19 protein-coding genes are annotated in these 16443 nt (G+C 62.3%); 8 read left to right on the top strand and 11 right to left on the bottom strand.

The features are described from left to right. The first annotated feature begins 478 nt into the window (after positions 1-478). Positions 479-1195: a hypothetical protein gene (locus L53_RS00005; RefSeq protein WP_034810453.1), complete on the top strand. Its 717-nt coding sequence runs from the start codon at positions 479-481 to the stop codon at positions 1193-1195. A 1-nt stretch (position 1196) separates the two neighbouring features. Here the strand turns inward: L53_RS00005 and L53_RS17215 are convergent, their stop codons facing one another. The 7 genes from L53_RS17215 to L53_RS00030 form a co-directional block, all read right to left on the bottom strand. Continuing rightward, complete coding sequence (locus tag L53_RS17215; RefSeq protein ID WP_233347444.1) at positions 1197-2045, bottom strand: hypothetical protein; 849 nt, start codon at positions 2043-2045, stop codon at positions 1197-1199. Beyond that, positions 1988-2890: a hypothetical protein gene (locus tag L53_RS17220; RefSeq protein ID WP_233347445.1), complete on the bottom strand. Its 903-nt coding sequence runs from the start codon at positions 2888-2890 to the stop codon at positions 1988-1990. Before L53_RS17220 ends, L53_RS17215 begins: the two co-directional genes overlap by 58 nt. Positions 2891-2915: 25 nt before the next feature. Beyond that, a complete protein-coding gene (locus tag L53_RS17225; RefSeq protein WP_233347446.1) occupies positions 2916-3197 on the bottom strand; it encodes a hypothetical protein in 282 nt (93 codons plus the stop codon). Beyond that, entirely contained in the window at positions 3194-6034 is a 2841-nt protein-coding gene (locus tag L53_RS00015; RefSeq protein ID WP_034810455.1) for a DUF4159 domain-containing protein, read from the bottom strand. Before L53_RS00015 ends, L53_RS17225 begins: the two co-directional genes overlap by 4 nt. Next, positions 6031-6897 (bottom strand): DUF58 domain-containing protein, encoded by an 867-nt coding sequence (locus tag L53_RS00020; protein ID WP_034810457.1) that lies wholly within the window; start codon positions 6895-6897, stop codon positions 6031-6033. Before L53_RS00020 ends, L53_RS00015 begins: the two co-directional genes overlap by 4 nt. Beyond that, on the bottom strand, positions 6894-7109 hold the full coding sequence (locus tag L53_RS00025) for a hypothetical protein (protein WP_156947762.1): 216 nt from the start codon (positions 7107-7109) through the stop codon (positions 6894-6896). Before L53_RS00025 ends, L53_RS00020 begins: the two co-directional genes overlap by 4 nt. 153 nt (positions 7110-7262) lie before the next feature. Then, entirely contained in the window at positions 7263-8261 is a 999-nt protein-coding gene (locus L53_RS00030; protein WP_034810460.1) for a MoxR family ATPase, read from the bottom strand. A gap of 59 nt (positions 8262-8320) precedes the next feature. Here L53_RS00030 and L53_RS00035 point away from each other — a divergent pair, with 59 nt between their 5' ends. The 4 genes from L53_RS00035 (at position 8321) to L53_RS00050 (ending at position 11309) form a co-directional block, all read left to right on the top strand. After that, positions 8321-8923, top strand: coding sequence for a DUF1285 domain-containing protein (locus tag L53_RS00035; protein WP_034810461.1), 603 nt, complete (start codon positions 8321-8323; stop codon positions 8921-8923). 6 nt (positions 8924-8929) lie between these two features. Further along, the gene (locus L53_RS00040; protein WP_034810462.1) at positions 8930-9550 is read left to right on the top strand and encodes a CoA pyrophosphatase; all 621 of its coding nucleotides are present in this window, start codon (positions 8930-8932) and stop codon (positions 9548-9550) included. Positions 9551-9625: 75 nt separating this feature from the next. Continuing rightward, the gene (locus L53_RS00045; RefSeq protein ID WP_034810463.1) at positions 9626-10111 is read left to right on the top strand and encodes a DUF6111 family protein; all 486 of its coding nucleotides are present in this window, start codon (positions 9626-9628) and stop codon (positions 10109-10111) included. After that, the gene (locus L53_RS00050) at positions 10098-11309 is read left to right on the top strand and encodes a CCA tRNA nucleotidyltransferase (protein ID WP_034810464.1); all 1212 of its coding nucleotides are present in this window, start codon (positions 10098-10100) and stop codon (positions 11307-11309) included. The genes L53_RS00045 and L53_RS00050 overlap by 14 nt, the downstream gene beginning before the upstream one ends. Here L53_RS00050 and L53_RS00055 read toward each other — a convergent pair. From L53_RS00055 to L53_RS00065, 3 genes are all read right to left on the bottom strand, one after another. Beyond that, positions 11299-11787 (bottom strand): TspO/MBR family protein, encoded by a 489-nt coding sequence (locus L53_RS00055; protein ID WP_034810466.1) that lies wholly within the window; start codon positions 11785-11787, stop codon positions 11299-11301. The genes L53_RS00050 and L53_RS00055 overlap by 11 nt on opposite strands. A gap of 74 nt (positions 11788-11861) precedes the next feature. After that, a complete protein-coding gene (locus tag L53_RS00060; protein ID WP_051607399.1) occupies positions 11862-12116 on the bottom strand; it encodes a helix-turn-helix transcriptional regulator in 255 nt (84 codons plus the stop codon). Continuing rightward, complete coding sequence (locus L53_RS00065; protein WP_034810467.1) at positions 12116-12664, bottom strand: DUF2975 domain-containing protein; 549 nt, start codon at positions 12662-12664, stop codon at positions 12116-12118. The genes L53_RS00060 and L53_RS00065 overlap by 1 nt, the downstream gene beginning before the upstream one ends. 66 nt (positions 12665-12730) lie before the next feature. Between L53_RS00065 and L53_RS16040 the strand changes: the two genes are divergently transcribed. After that, positions 12731-13315 (top strand): hypothetical protein, encoded by a 585-nt coding sequence (locus tag L53_RS16040; RefSeq protein WP_051607400.1) that lies wholly within the window; start codon positions 12731-12733, stop codon positions 13313-13315. Positions 13316-13319: 4 nt separating this feature from the next. Here the strand turns inward: L53_RS16040 and hemF are convergent, their stop codons facing one another. Next, entirely contained in the window at positions 13320-14204 is an 885-nt protein-coding gene (gene hemF, locus L53_RS00075) for an oxygen-dependent coproporphyrinogen oxidase (protein WP_034811695.1), read from the bottom strand. Between the two features lie 221 nt (positions 14205-14425). On the opposite strand from hemF, the gene petA reads away from it, so the two are divergent. Next, a complete protein-coding gene (gene petA / locus L53_RS00080; protein ID WP_034810468.1) occupies positions 14426-14965 on the top strand; it encodes a ubiquinol-cytochrome c reductase iron-sulfur subunit in 540 nt (179 codons plus the stop codon). A gap of 16 nt (positions 14966-14981) precedes the next feature. Next, positions 14982-16439 (top strand): cytochrome b N-terminal domain-containing protein, encoded by a 1458-nt coding sequence (locus tag L53_RS00085; protein ID WP_034810469.1) that lies wholly within the window; start codon positions 14982-14984, stop codon positions 16437-16439. Positions 16440-16443: the final 4 nt, after the last annotated feature.

The following is a 16443-nucleotide window of genomic DNA, read 5'->3' on the forward strand; positions in this document are numbered from 1 at the left end:
CGCGCCCCGTCTGCCCGCCCAGCGCCGGCAATTTCCGCCTCGGCGCAGAGCTGGGCAGCGTGGCCAGCGCCCTGCCGGGCCTTGTCAGCCGCGCCGTCGCGGACTGGCCCGACACGTCCTGACTTCTCGTGAAATTTGAACCCGTTTGCCGGGGCGCGGATCCGCGTCTCCGGTCACCGGCGCAGGCGGCAAGCTCTGAAATCTCCTGATCAAGGGGGCGGTGCCAAATGCGTAATCCGCCACAAGGCGGCATCACCATGCCGTCACCCGAGCCCCCGCGCCGTGGGCGGGTCACGCCGTGCAGGTCTCGGATTTCATTGCGGAAATTCACCCGCTTTACTTCTGAGGGGGCTGAGTCATCTTGCAAGTGAAAGTGACTATAATTCGCATAAGGAATAATTTTTCGCTGGCTTGCCTCAGCCGCCTTGTCCGCCCCGCCTGCTTGCGTCAGGACTGGGGAAAATGACGGAGGCCTGCCATGCTGAAACTGAACCTGCTTGCTGCGAGCGCTTGTGTCTTCGTGACCGAAAGCCTCGCGGAAACACGGCTCATCGGCGAGGCGGCCATTTCCAGCGGGCTCCATGATCGCGGCGAACAAATCGGCCCGCTGACACTGGAATCCGAACTCCTGCTGGAGACAACCGGCGCGCATGGCACGCTCTATGGCGGCCTCTATCGCTTGACCCCAATCGGCGCAGACCAGGCAGCCTTTGCGGACGAGACCGACTATTTCATCGGCTACCAGTTCGACACCCAGGGCGGCGTCGTGGACCTGACGGCAAGCTGGCTGACCTATCCGGGAACAGAGGATGAAAAAAGCCTGGAGCTTGCCGCAAGCTTCACGTCCGACTTGCCCTACAGCCCGGCGCTCGCCGTGTTTCACGATGCCACGCTGGGCGATTTCGGCGCCGAAGTCTCCGCCGGCCCCTCCTGGAAATCTGGCGCATGGGATACCTACGCCTTTGCCCGCGCGGGCTTTGTCGATGCCGGTGACGAGTCCGGCGACCGGTCCTATGCGGGCCTCGAACTGGGCGCGGCAAGGCCACTTGGCCAGCAGGCCGAAATCGGCCTCTACGCGCGCTACGACATATCCGATGCGGACAGTTTCGCCCGCGAGATAAATCAGGGCGTGATCACAGAGTTTGCCCGCTCAGGCCTCGCTGTCGGTGCCGTGATCGGCGTGGCGATCCCCTAGATCACCGCCCTTCACGTCGCCAGGCGAGCAGCAGCAGGCCAATTAGCAGCGCCGCCGCAATCACCCCCGGCAACAGGGGCTGGCTGGACGAAGACCGCACCGCATAGGCACCGCGCTCGCGCAGGCCAAGCCAGTTGCCGCCCGCCGAATTTCCCCGCGCGCTGGTGCGCCGAATGTCCGGCAAATTCGTACCGCTGGCATTGAGGCGGAAGACACCGCCACTGGTCGCATCTGCCAAAGGCTGCAGGACTTCGGTTGTGGATTGCAGGTCTGCATATTCCTTCGGATTGGCCGGCCCATTCAGGGCGACCGCTTCCAGCCCCCCCGCTTCGGCGCGATAGAGGCCCAGCTGGTCAATCGGCGCTTCAGCCACGAACCGGCCCGGCCCGTCCTGACGCCATTGCGGCTCTAGGAAGCTGCCTTCCGGCGTCTCGACCACCAGCGGCGGCGCCGAGTCCAGCAGCGTACGCAGTTCCACGCGCGCTGTATCGCCTTCGGCCACAAGGTTCAGCTTGCGCTCCTCCAGCTCCGGCTCCTTCATCATCCAGTGGACCACCCGGCGCATCAGTTCTGCAAACGGTCCGCCCCCATCATGCCCGCGCGCCCACAGCCAGATCTGGTCGGTCATCAGCATACCGACGCGGCCATCGCCCACCCGGTCCACGATCAGCAGCGGCTTGCCACGCGGCCCGCTCATCAGCACATCCCCGGCCTGCGCCTCGGCATCGACATAGCGCATCCAGCCGCCCCATTCGCGGCTGGCCAGCACGGCGTGGCGCTTGCCCGGCTCGGTCAGCTCCGGCGTGTATTCGCCAGTATAGATATCGCCCGTAGGGGAGGCGGGCAGCACTGAGGCCAGCGGTGAGCGCGCAAGGCTGCCTGGCCCGGCAAACGGCTCGCCCGCTCGGTCACATAGCGGGACATATTGGCGAGGTAGGACTGGGTGATCACGCCCCGGCGCTCATACTGGTCGAAGATGATGAGGTCGAATTCTTCCAGCTTCTCCTCGAACAATTCCTCGGTCGGGAAGGCAATCAGGGCGAGCTCTTCGGTTGGCGTATAGTCCAGCTTGTAGGGTGGGCGCAGGATGGTGAAATGAACAAGGTCCACCGACGGGTCCGATTTCAGAAGGTCGCGCCAGACCCGGCCGGCCTGGTTCGGCTTGCCGGTGACGAGCAGCACGCGCAGCCGGTCGCGCACTCCAGAAAGGGTCGCCGCCGTGCGATTGTTGGCCAGTGTCAGCTCCTCGCGCCCCTCTGGCGTCTCGACCACGATGACATTTTCTCCGCGTCGCTCAATCTCGATCGGTACGCTCGTATTTTCGCCGGGCGTCACATTCATCCGGCGCGGCGTGCCGCCATTGACCGACAGCTCAATCTCCACCTGCCGACCCTCTGGCAGGCCGGGATCATCCACTCGCACGACCAATTCAGCCATTTCGCCAACAATGCCAAAGTCCGGTGCATCGACAATCGACACGCGCCGATCACCCCGGTTCGGATCGCCTACGATCAGGCCATGCAACGGGCCGATATGGCGTTCGTCCGAGTCCGGTTCCGGCAGGTCATGTACTTGTCCGTCAGTGATCAGGATGGCGCCTGCAATCCGGTCGCGGGGCACATCAGCCATCAGGCCTTCCAGCGCGCCATAGAGATTGGTGCCATCCGCCCCCGGATCGCTTTCCAGGATGCGCACTTCCAGGGATGGGTCGGCTTCCAGTTCAGCATTCAGCGCGGCGAAAGCCGCTGAGGCCGCCGCTCATGCTCTCGGACCGGTCGAGAATGATCGCCGCCACCGAGGGCAGGGGCTCACGCTCTTCCTGTACGAGTGAGGGGTTCGATAATGCCGCAGCCAGCAAAGTCAGCGCCAGCCCTCGTGTCAGCCATGCCTTGCCGCGCAGAAACGCATAAGCGAGCCATGCCAGCGCAGCAAGCGCCACGACTGCCCACAGGATCGGCCAGCCAAGAAAGGGCTCAAAGCCGAGGCGCGTCGCGTCAATCATTGCGGCCCTCCATCGGGAATGCGGGTCGGCAGGCGGACCGGACTTTCATCCAGCTGATCTTCGTCGCCATTGCCGAGACGTTCCAGCAGAGCCGGGATGTGCACCTGGTCGTCCTTGTAGTTTCCAGTCAGCACATACATGACCAGATTCACGCCGAAGCGTCTCGCCATTTCACGCTGTTGCGCTCCGCCGTCCACGGAATAGAGGTCGCGGCCCTGTTCATCCACGGCCCAGGCCGAAGCCCAGTCGGCATCGCCGATAATGAGGCGTGAAACGCCGTCGCCGCGCGGTGCACTGGCATCGCCCGCCTGCTCGATCCAGAGATTGCGCTGCGCATAGCGCCCCGGAAAGTCGTCCAGCAAATAGAAGGTTCGCGTCAGAACATGGTTTTCGCCCACCGTCTGCAAGGGCGGTGCATCAAGCCCTTCCAGCAAGGTCTCCAGGCGAGTCACATCGGTCTGCGTTCCAATCGTTCCGCCTGCGCGCGTATCAATCACCAGCGCCCCACCAGAGCGCAGGTATGTATTGAGGTGGGCAATCGCAGTGTCCGACAGCGGCGGCATGGAGTCGGGTATGTTGAGATAGATCAGCGGGTACAGCTCCAGTGCGTCGGCCTCCAGATCGACACTATGGGGATCAGCCGGTTCGACGGACGTACGCAGGCGCAGGATATTGGACAGACCGAACAGGCCGGCGCGCGTACGCGCATTGAGTGAACGGTCAGGTGTTTCCACATAGGCCAGGCGCATCTCCAGCGCCGCGTCGATCTCCTTCTGGGTCGCGTTTCCGTTGGACGGCAGTCGGATCGTCTGCGGATTATTGTCCACCCGGCGATAGGTGCCGTCCGGCAACAATTCATACTGGAAGGGTTGGGCCGCCGCATCTGGTGTCGGCACCGAGACCAGCGCGCCACCAGCCACCACACATGCCATCGCTGCGCCCTTGCCAAACCGGCGCAGCCGTCCGGCCACGAACAGGGCGATGAAAAGGTCCAGCGCCAGCAATACGGCAGCAAGGGTCAGCAACGGCCCTGCAAGGCGCAACGACCGGGCCTCGGCATCGCCCAGCAGACGAGCCGAAATTGGCCAGTTCGCGATCAGCTCCGGCCGCTTGCCGGCACCCGCATTCAGGGCGCGCGATCCGGCTGGCCCACGATAGAGCCCCGGTGGGTGAGCTTCAGACGGTTCGGTCGTTGCAAAATCGGTGGCCTTCAAGGGCGCGGCATTGGCCCCCGCGGCCGACAGGCGCCCATAGCCGTCCAGGGTCAGGAAAGGGGCGTAAGCCCCCTCCGCATCGCCGACGGATTCGCCACGTCCGGCTGCAATCGACCGGCGCAGCATCTGCGAGAACGTGCCGGAATAGGCAAGATCTGCCCAGTCCGGCCCGGCGGTTGTGTGGAACAGTATCAGTGTGCCATCGCCGCGCATGTCGGCGGTCACCAGCGGAGAGCCATCTGCCAGTCGCGCCCACGTCTTCGATGCGAGTTCCGGCCCCGGCCGCGCGAGCACTTGCTGCTTGATGCGCACGTCACCGGGAATGGGCAGGCCTGCAAAGGGGGAGGTCTCCGGGAACGCTGCCATGGCTTGCGGCTCATCCCAAGCCAGCGCTCCGCCGAGCGCGCGAGAAGACCGGCGCAGCGCAACCGGCAGCAGGTCATCGCCCTGCGCGGCGAGGCGCGGACCGGCAAACCGGATTAGCGCACCACCTTCCTCGACCCAGGCATGCAGCAATTCGGCATCCTGCGGCAGGATCTGCCCGATATCACTCAGGATGATTGCATCCGGGGACGCGGCCACAAGGTTCTCGATACTGCCTTCGGATATCGTCGCGAACGGTTCCAGCGCCTTGCGGATATAGTGCATGTCCGACAGCAGCGGCTGGGCCGTGCTGCCCGCATCGACGAGGCCGACCCGGCGCGACCGATCTGCCGAATCCCATAGCCAGACCGTACCTGCGCCTTGCTGGCCTGTGACGCTGAACCGGGCAACGCGGGCGAGTGCTGCGGCAGGGATGGTAAACTCGGCGGCCGCTTCGGTCTGCCCATCGGCAAATTCCAGGGGCGCAGTCGCGAGGGCTGAACCATCAATCGTCATGGCAGATACATATCCGGTTGCGATGCCGCGCGTGGAAGCGCGGCGGGCGTGCGACCGAATGCCGGAAATCACGACCGGGCCCGTCGGCGCTGCGGCATAGACGGTCAGCGGCGCGAAACTTGACAGCTCCGCGGCAAAGGCCTGGCCGTCCTTGCCCTGCAAGCCGTCGCTTGCCCAGAAGATGCGGTCAGGCTTGAAACCTGAGTCATTCAACCGCCGCAACGCATCGGAACGGTCAGGGGCCCAGGCCTGCGGCCTCAGCGAGGTCAGGCGCTTGCCCATGTCGGCGCGGGAAATACGCTCGGCCGGGTCGGGATTGAATTGTTGCGGCGCGGTCAGCAACAGATGGACCGGCGCGTCGCGATTGCCCGTGTCCAGCGTTGCGGTCGCGGCATTGACGAGGTCCGGCCAGCGCGGGGCGGACGGCCAGCCATTGTCGACCACGATCAGCAAGCTGCCGGTGCCTTCCACGGTCTCGGTCTGCGCGCCCGGTGCATAGACGGGTTGGGACAGGCCGAGGATCGCGGCGGCAATCGCCAGCGTACGGATCAGCCAGACCCACCAGGGCGTGCGCGCGGGCGTCTCTTCCTGCGGCTCGATCCCGTCGAGCAATTGTAGCGACGGCAATTCCGCATGACGTGGGGCAGGGGGCGTTGCCCGCAGGATCCACCAGATGATTGGCAGCGCGGCCAAAGCGGCAAGCGCCCACGGCGCGCCGAGCAGGAATGGGCCGAGCGAGGTCATGCCTTGGCCCCGAACGTCTCGACCTGCGCCTTCAGCCGGGCGGCGCCTTCAAGGCTGGACGTTCCGACTGTATGCGTCACCAGCCGCCAGCCCATTTGCGTGGCCAGTCTGCGCAATCCGTCCCGCTGTTCGGCAAAGCGGCGCAGATAGGCCTCGCGCATCGTCTCGGCCCGGCCAAGGATGCGGTCGCCCTCCCCGCCGGGGCGGCTGAGCTTTGTCCGCCCTTCAAAGGGAAAGCGCTCCTCGATGGGTGCCGAGATCGCCAGCAGCACGCCTTCCGGGCATTTCGCGGCAAGCGGCGCAAGGCGGGCCTGCCACTCGGCGAGCGGCGCGTAAAAGTCAGATGCCAGAATAATCGTTGCCGCTGATTTCGGCGGGGAGGGGAATTGGCCATGTGTGCCGCGCTCAAGGTCTTCGGCGAGCCGCGCCACGGCCTTCTTGCCAAAGCTGGCCGTCCGGCCCGCGCCCAGCATGCCGATCCGTTCGCCATCCTTCGACATCATGATGCCGATGGCCAGCATCAGGAGCTGGGCTTCTTCGGCCTTGGTACGCAAGTCGCCCTTGCCCTTCCAGCGGAAACCCGGTGCATCATCGCTCCAGAACAGCACCGTGCGCGCGGTTTCCAGTTCTGTTTCGCGTACGAACAATTCCGTGCCCTTGGCGGAGCGGCGCCAGTCGACCCGGTCGGCCGCGTCTTCTTGCGCATAGCGCCGATACTGCCAGAAATGCTCGCCCGTGCCCGCGCGGCGTCGGCCAGCCGACCCGATATGCGCGGCTTCGCTCGCTTCGGCCTTGAAGTTCAGACCGGGCAATTGGCGGGCAAGGCTTTCAGCCTCAGAACGTAGATCGGCGGCGGGAGTCACAGCGGCAACTCGCAGGTTGCAGCATAGAATGCGTTAGCTACTGAATCGCTTCCAATTTGATCCATTTTATCGAACAGGGTCTGCACAAAATCCTTTGTTGAGAAGGATCCATTTGATTGGGCTTCCATCTCTTTCAGTGCATCGATGTAGCTCTCAATCTCGGCTTCGAGCCCAGGAAGACTTCGATTTCTGAGTTCACCATCCTCATCCAATCCCTCCTGAACGATCAATCGGTAGGTCACAATGGTGTTCAACTTGGCGACGGCACAGTCTTGAGCCCCCTGCGTTGTCAGGGGGGGTACCGCGCCTGAGCACGCGACCGCGGAAACGAGAATTGAACCAAAGCCCAATAGCCTACGCACTGATCACGAAACCTTCCGCGCAAGGTCATTGATCAGATCTGTCAGGCTCGGTGCCTCGCCGGTCGGGTCGTAGCGCATCGCCATCCGGTGGCCGAGGCAGGGTTCTGCGAGCGCTTCGACATCCTCGATGCTCGGCGCAAGACGGCCCCTCAAGAGCGCGCGGCTCCGTGCAGCCAGCATCAGCGCCTGACCGGCACGGGGCGAAGGCCCCCAATCCACCAGCCGCTTGACGCGCTCGTCGCTTGTCTGTTCCGGCCGGGCATCTCGCACCAGGCCGAGGATCGCCGAGACGATCTTCTCGCCCACCGGCATCCGACGCACGAGGCCTTGCAGCGCGATTAGCCGGTCGGCGTCCAGCGCCGGGCGCACCACGTCATCGTCGCCGGTCGTCGTCTCGATCAGGATGCGGCGCTCGGTGTCGAGGTCGGGATAGTTCACATCGACCTTCAGCAGGAAGCGATCCAGCTGGGCTTCGGGCAGGGGGTAGGTGCCTTCCTGCTCGATCGGGTTCTGCGTCGCCAAAACATGGAAAGGCGCGGGCAGGTCATGGCGCACACCGGCCACGGTGACATGGTGCTCCTGCATCGACTGAAGCAGGGCGGACTGCGTGCGCGGGCTGGCGCGGTTGATCTCGTCGGCCATCAGTAGCTGGGTGAAGATCGGCCCTTTGAGGAAGCGGAACGTGCGCTGCCCGCTCGGGCTTTCGTCCAGCACTTCAGAGCCGATAATGTCGGATGGCATCAAATCCGGAGTGAACTGGATGCGCTGGTTGGCGAGGCCCAGTGCCGTGCCCATCGCTTCGACCAGCCGTGTCTTGGCCAGGCCCGGCGCGCCGATCAGCAGGGCATGGCCCCCGGCCAGTACGGCCGCGAGCGCCAGCTCAACCACGCGGTCCTGTCCGAATACCGCCTTCGCAATTTCAGCTTTCACCTGCGCCAGCGTCTCGGCGGCGGATTCGGCTTCTGCGATGATTGCATCACTTACCTGGTCAGTATCGGCCATCAAAAGGGCGCCTCCGGGTTTTCGATCTGAATAAACAAACCTATGTCTAAGGCCGGATCATGGCGGAGCAAAACGTGAATTCCAGTGCCACAACCACAATCAGTCTCGAAGAGACGCTTAAAGCGATCCTTCCCGATGGCAAGGTAGAGGGCAAGCTGCCCCCCGTCCATTTGTGGAATCCGGACCGCACGGCAGACATCGACATGGAAATCCGCGCCGATGGCAGCTGGTGGCATGAGGGCGGCCGTATCAATCGCGAAAAGCTGGTGAAGCTGTTTTCCCGCATTCTAAGACAGGATCCCGACGGCAAGATCTGGCTGGTCACGCCCTACGAAAAAGTGATCGTCCACGTGGTCGATGCGCCGTTCCTTGCTGTGCGCGTCGAGCGGGCTGGCGAAGCCGGACCACAACAGACGCTGGCCTTCGTGACCAATCTGGGCGATGTGACCCTGGCAGGGCCGGATGCGCCGCTGCGCGTCGAGACCGATCCCGAGACCGGAGAGCCTTCCCCCTATGTATTGGTGCGCGGACAGCTCGAAGCCAAACTTGCCCGGCCGGTCTTCTACGAATTGGCCAATATGGCAGAACCTGCACCCGACGGATCAGATACTCTGGGCGTGTGGAGCCAGGGTGTCTTCTTTCCTCTCGGTCCGGCGGCCTGATCCGGCATGAGCTGGAACGGGCTGGACGATTTCCTGACGCGGGTCTCAGACCGGCTTGATCCGCCCCATGGCGAAGGGCGGCTGACCGAATATGGCGACCTCGATTTCCTGACGCCGGAAGAACTGGCGGTAATCCGCCCGGCGGCGGTGCTGTTTGGCGTCATCCCGCGCAAATCCGGTCCGACCGCGCTGCTCACCCTGCGCCCGGACACGATGGCCAATCATGCCGGACAGGTCGCCTTTCCGGGTGGCAAGATCGATCCGATTGACGTGGACGAAGTCGCCGCTGCCCTGCGCGAGGCCGAGGAAGAAGTCGGCGTGAACCCGGCAGAGGTGGAGGTGCTGGGTCGCGGCGCACCCTATGTCACGGGCACCATGTTTCGGATCACGCCGGTCGTGGGAATTCTGCCCGCCGATTTCGAGCCCAAACCCGACCCGACCGAAGTCGCGGACGTGTTCGAAACACCGCTCGATTTCCTGATGAACATTGCCAATCATCAGGTCGGCAGAGCGGTTTATCGGGGCAAGGAACGCCAGTTCTACGAGATGCCGCATGGCGGGTTTCGTATCTGGGGCGTGACCGCCGGGATTATCCGGAAACTGTATTATACACTGTACGACGATTGATCCAGCCCGGTTTTAGGGGTTTGTTCAATCCATCCGCGCCTTATCTAAGGTGTAACAACTGGAGGGAACCCTACCTTGGCCGGACGCATCGTCTTTGAGCTATTCATCTTCTCGATCCCGTTCATCGTGTTCGGGCTCTACCTGCTGGCAACATCGAATGCAGAGCAGGAGGGCAAACGCAAATGGCCCATCAATATCCTGTTCCTGTGCGGCATTGGCCTTGCGACCGTGGCCTGGTTCGTTCTGATCCTGATGGAGCCGAAAGAACGCGACATCTGCCACGAGCCGGCCCGTATGGAGAATGGCAAGCTGATCCCGGCCCGCGATTATCCATGCGTTCATGATGTCACCAATGTCGGCGTGCCGCGCGAGCGAGACAGTATCCGTTCCGCCACGGGCGCGACCGGGCCCGGCACGGATATCCATGATGCCGGCGAGATCCGCGCCACGGCGCCGGATACCGAAGATGCCGCGCGCCGGGAGGAAGAGCCGGTGATCCTGGCCCCGGACCCCGATGCCGACACACCGGAGATCGTGCGGCCGGACGATGACACGGACTGACCTGACGACCGCGCGCTGGCTGGACTGGCCGGGCACACGCGCCGTGATGGCTGCGCTGGAAGTGGCGCGTCCTGGTGGCGCGCGCTTCGTCGGCGGCTGTGTGCGCAACGAACTGCGCGGCGTGCCGGTCGATGACATCGATATTGCGACCCAACTGAAACCGGATGAAACCATCGCCGCGCTGCAAGCCGCTGGCATTCGTGCCATCCCGACTGGGCTGGAACATGGCACCATCACCGCAATTTGCGAGGGTCGCCCCTTCGAGATCACCAGCCTGCGCCGCGATGTCGAGACCGATGGCCGTCGCGCCGTGGTCGCCTTCACCGAGGATTGGGCCGAGGACGCTGAGCGCCGCGACTTTCGTCTCAATGCCATCTACGCCGCCGCCGATGGCCGCCTGCATGAGATCGTGCCGAACTCGGTGCAGGATGCCATTGATGGGCGGGTGATCTTCATTGGCGACGCAGACCAGCGCCTGCGCGAGGACTATCTGCGCATCCTGCGCTTCTTCCGCTTCAATGCCTGGTATGGCGCGGGCATGGATGCGGAGGGGCTTGCTGCGTGTGAGCGGCAAAAGGATGGACTCGCAAAGATTGCTTCCGAGCGGATATGGAAGGAATTGAAACGCCTGATGGAAGCGCCCGATCCGTCCGAAGCCATGCTGGCCATGGAAGAGACGGGCGTGCTGGGAGCTGTGTTGCCGGGCGCGAACGCATCGGAATTACCATCTCTTGTTTCGGTGGAGCAGGGGGCCGGCCTTGGGCCAGATCCGTTGCAGCGCTTGATGGCCATGCTTCCCCGTCGCGCCCGCGATGTGACCAGTGTCACGGCGCATCTGCGGCTATCCAATGCCGAGGCCAGCCGACTGGCCGAGTGGGCCGACCCTGCGCTAACTCATGTTCTTGGCGTCCAGGCAGACGCACTGCGCCGTCTGTTTTACCACTTTGGCCCACGTGCTGTGCTGGACCGCGCATTGATTGAGGCCGCGCAGGTTTCTGGAGCGGATGCCCTGACGACGATCAAGGCAGCGGCAGTCGACTGGCAGAAGCCGGACTTTCCGCTGGGCGGCGCAGATGCCCTTGCAGCAGGGCTTAGCGGTCCGGATGTCGGCGCAGTCCTGCGCACATTGGAGCAGAGCTGGGTGGCGTCGGATTTCAGTCTGACTCGAGACGAATTGGTCGCGCGCCTCAATTCGTGAAAAGGATATAGGCGTTGAGGTATCCGGCGAAACTGATCCAGACCAGATAAGGGATTTGCAGCAAGGCGGAGAGGTGCGAATAGCGCCAGAAGTCCTGCATCATGGCCACGATCAACAGCCAAAGCGCCACCAGAATGCCGAGCGCCAGCGCGACCTCGTTCATGCCAAAGAATGCAAGGCTCCAGCCCGCATTGAACACCAGCATCGAATAGTACAGCCCGAGCGGGCTGACGGCACGTTCAAATGAACCGGCCCGGTCCAGTACCAGCAGGGCGCCTGCCGCCATCAGTACGAACAGAATTGGCCAGACAAGGGCAAACAGAATGTCGGGTGGGGTTAGGGAAGGTTTGCTGAGCGCAGCGTACCAAGGGTCGGAGCTGCCGCCCGAAATCACTGCTCCTGCTGCGGCGGCTGTCACCGTCGCTAGCAGGAGCAGTATCCCTGCCCCCCAGGGAAAGGCTTTCGCGCTGGTGACCATCGACCACGCTTATACCTCCGAATGAAGTTTTCGTCATTTCCGAAACGTTAATTCGAGCCACAATGCTCTGATCGTCATCGCTTTTTTCCGTCGGTGCCCAAAATCCGGACGGGATTTCGCGACTGGTCCTCGTCCCGGTCCAGTATATCGCCCGGCTTGCAGTCCAGCGCGGCGCAGATCTTGTCCAGCGTCTCGAACCGCACGCCTTTGACGTGTCCCTGTCTTAGCTGCGACAGGTTCTGCTCCGAAATACCGATTGCCGCGGCCAGTTCTTTGGACTTCATCTTGCGCAAGGCAAGCATCACATCGAGGCGGACAATGATGGCCATCAGATGAACTGCTCGTTTTCATGGGCGATGTCGGTCGCCTGAGTCAGGATCTGACCGATTACCAGGACCACCGCGCCAATCATCAACAAGATGACGGTATTGGAATTGATTCCAAGTGTGAGTGCCCGGTTGCCCGGTCCATTGTCATAGGTCAGGCCGAGCACCATCAGCGTAGGCAGGATCAGTTGCACGGCAGCAAACAGGAAAATGGTCAGGCCCAGGAAGCGCACTGCCCGGACAGCGGCGGGCGCAAATACCACGCCTTTCTGGAACACGCTGAAGACACGCGCAGCGCCGATGACGATCAGGGTGAGGCTGAAATAGCCGACCGCTGCCAGGACATGCAGGAGCAGTTTCTTTCCCCCGGAATAAGAGACGTCCTCCCGGACATGCGGCTGAAGGCCCTCCCAGGCCGAATCCAGGATGGAGGTTGAAACATCCATCAGGAAATAGGCTGCCACTATCAGGACGAGGATGAGGAGTGCGAGCCATTTCAAGACGCGGCAGACGAGGCGTGTCCGGTCAGGCAGGAGTGTGGGAGTGTTCATTATTCGTCCTTGCCAATTAAAAATTCATGTTTTACGTGAATTAGTTATTGAAAGAAGGGTATCTGCATGTTCGCCATTATCGCAAGGATTTTCGTCATCGGCGCAGGTGTTTTTCTGCCCATTGCCTGCGCAAGCGTGCCGGTGACCAGCCTGCCGAAACTCGCTGCGCTGGATCCGACGACCATGGATGCCAGCCAGGTCGAGGTCGCTGTGCGCGCGCCGGATGACTACGACTTGCCTGAGGACGCAGCAACGCTCGTTTTGTCAGTCTGGCAGGAAGAGGGGGACAAGACCCGGGAAGAGCTGTTCCACCTTGTCCCCGTGCCGGACGCACCAGCCCGTTTCCTGAACAAGCGCGCAAAGGCAGGGTTCATGATCCATCGGCTGCATATCCACCCAAAGGACGCGCCGCGCATGGACGATTTCCGCGCGCATATGCTGAGCCTCAAGGAGGCACCGGGCCAGAAAAGCCTGTCCGTCAGCGTCACCACGCGGCCTTGCCTGAAGCATGGTGCCAATCCCTTCAAGGACCCCCGCATCGCCATCTATCTGCGCCCGGCACAGGATGAGGATTATTTCACCCTTGTGAAGGAGCGGAAAGTCTCGATTGAAATGCCGGATGGCGACGCGCGTTATTGCGCGGCGGATTAGAGCCTCACGGCCATTTCACCACGGGCGGCATTGAGGAGAGGATGCTCGTGACATTGCCGCCGGTCTTGAGGCCGAAGGTGGTGCCGCGGTCGTAGAGCAGGTTGAACTCGACATAGCGTCCGCGCTGGATCAGCTGTTCCTCGCGTTGGGCTTCGCTCCAGGTTTCGTTCATGCGGCGCGCGACGAGGGCAGGATAGACCGTCGCGAATTGCTTGCCGACTTCCTGTGTGAAGGCGAAATCGGCATTCCAGTCACCGGTATTGAACCGGTCATAGAAAATGCCGCCAGTGCCGCGTGGCTCATCCCGATGGGCGAGGTGAAAATATGTGTCACAGGTCTCTTTCATCTGCGCGTAGTCGGCGCCCGGATGCGTGTCGCAGGCGGATTTCATGGCGGCGTGGAAATCGACCGTGTCTTCAAATTCTTGATCGCGCTGATAGTCGAGCAGGGGATTAAGGTCTCCGCCGCCACCGAACCAGGACTGGCTGGTCACCAGCATGCGGGTATTCATGTGTGCGGCAGGCACTTTCGGATTGCGCGGATGCGCGATCAGCGAAATGCCGGATGCCCAGAATCGGCCATCTGACTTGTCCGCGCCGGGGATTTGGGCAGCGAAGGCTTCAGAGAATGTGCCGTGGACTTCGGAGAAGTGGACCCCGACTTTTTCGAACACCTTGCCGCGCATCAGGCCCATACGGCCGCCGCCCAAGTCTTCGCTGCCATCGCCGCGTTTCCACTCGGTCAGTTCGAACCGGCCCGGTTCGCCTGAATAAAGGGGGCGTTCCGCCGCATTTTCCAGCGCTTCGAACCGCGCGCAGATGTCTTCCTGCAACACCCTGAACCAGTCGCGTGCGCGAGTCTTCTTCGTTTCGAGATCACCATCTGTCATGGCGCGACACATGGGGCGAGGACTGCGACACTTGCAAGCGCCCTGTTGTCACAGGCGCCAAGTCAGGATAACGCGCTGCCAATAGTAGTTATTGGGGAGGCACCCGCGCCCACTTGCCGCAATGTGCAAGGGGGCGGGCTCCTGTATGACGGGCCCAGATTTCTGCCTTCGCAAGGGACGGGATAAGCGTGACTGACACACCTGCACACGAACACGGCGAGATGATCGACGACGATCGCCGCAATTTCATTCACATCGCCACTGGAGCGGTCGCCTTTGGCGGCGCTGCCATGTTTGCCTGGGCCGCTGTTGACCAGTGGAACCCGGCCGCTGACACAAAGGCCGCTTCGGCGCTGGATGTCGATGTGTCCAAAATCCCTCTGGGCGGCGAGATCCGCGTCCTGATCGGCGGCAAGCCGTTCTTCGTGCGCCACCGCACAGCGGCTGAGATTGCTGCGGCCGATTCGGTGAATGTCGCGACATTGCGTGATCCTGAGACCGATGATGCGCGTTTGCGTCCCAAGGCTGACGGGTCGTTGAACCCGGCCATTCTGGTCACCTCGGGCTCTTGTACCCACCTTGGCTGTGTTCCGGTTGGTCCGGCGCAAGGCAATACAGGCGATTTCGGTGGCTGGTACTGCCCATGCCACGGCTCGCACTACGATACGTCTGGCCGCATCCGCAAAGGCCCGGCCCCCACAAACCTCCCGGTTCCGGACTACAATTACGTGTCCGACTCCGTGATCAACATTTCGCTTTAAGGGAAGGATACCGCAGATGAGTGGACACGAATCCTCCTACACGCCGACCAATGCCTTTACGAAATGGCTTGATACGCGTTTGCCGCTGGTCCGGTTTGCCCAGGACACGGCGATCAATTTCCCGACCCCGAAGAATTTGAACTACTGGTACACGTTCGGCGGCATCCTTGCCGTCTGTCTCGTGATTCAGATTCTGACCGGTATCATCCTGGCCATGCACTATGAGGCCAGTGTCGACGGCGCGTTTGCGTCTGTTGAGCGTATCATGCGCGATGTGCCGTATGGCTGGCTGCTCCGCTACATTCACGCCAATGGCGCGTCGATGTTCTTCCTTGCCGTCTATATTCACATGTTCCGCGGGCTCTATTACGGCTCCTACAAGGCGCCGCGCGAAGTGCTGTGGATCCTTGGCTGTGTCATCTACCTTCTGATGATGGCCACCGCCTTCCTCGGCTACATGTTGCCTTGGGGCCAGATGTCCTATCACGGCGCCAACGTCATTACGTCGCTGTTCGGCGCCATCCCGCTGATCGGCGAGAGCCTCCAGACCTGGATCCTCGGCGGACCATCGATTGGTAACCAGACGCTGCAGCGCTTCTTCTCGCTGCACTATCTGCTGCCCTTCATGATCGCCGGCGCTGTCATCCTGCACGTCTGGGCGCTTCATGTGCCGGGCAACAACAACCCGACCGGTGTTGAGGTTCAGGACGTTGCAAAAGACACCGTACCATTCCACCCGTATTACACGGTGAAGGACGCCTTCGCGATCGTGATCTTCCTGATCATGTTTGCCGTCTTCGTCTTCTACGCACCGAACGTGCTGGGCCATGCTGACAACTATATCGAAGCCAACCCGCTGGTGACGCCTGCGCACATCGTGCCGGAATGGTACCTGCTGCCATTCTACGCCATCCTGCGCGCCATCACGTTCGATCTCGGCCCGATCCCGGCCAAGCTGCTCGGCGTGATCTTCATGTTCGCAGCCATCGCGGTCCTGTTCATCCTGCCTTGGCTCGACACGTCGAAAGTGAAGTCCATGCGCTACCGTCCGGTGGCCAAGCAGTTCTTCTTCGGCTTTGTCGCCGTCTGCCTGCTGCTCGGCTGGTGCGGCGCGGCCAATCCGGACGATGCCGTCATCCCGGCGCTGCAAGGTGACCCGAAACTCGTGGTCAGCTACACGGCGGATGGTCAGGAAGCGACCAGCGAATACAAGGGTGGTGGCGAAGCCTATATCGACGCGAAACGGTTCATGGAGAGCCTGCCAGCTGACGCGAACCCGTCTCTGTCGGCTGTGCCGGCTCCGACCTTCATGTTCCGTCACTTCTCGCTGATCCTGACCTTCTGTTACTTCGGCTTCTTCGTTCTTCTGTTCTTCCTTGGTCTGACCGAGAAGCCGAAGGAATTGCCGGAATCGATCCATAAATCCGTGCTGAAGCGCCACAAGGCGTCAGCGTCGGCCGTGCCGGCTGAATAGGGAG

The organism is Hyphomonas sp. L-53-1-40, from assembly GCF_000682775.1.
Taxonomy (GTDB): domain Bacteria; phylum Pseudomonadota; class Alphaproteobacteria; order Caulobacterales; family Hyphomonadaceae; genus Hyphomonas.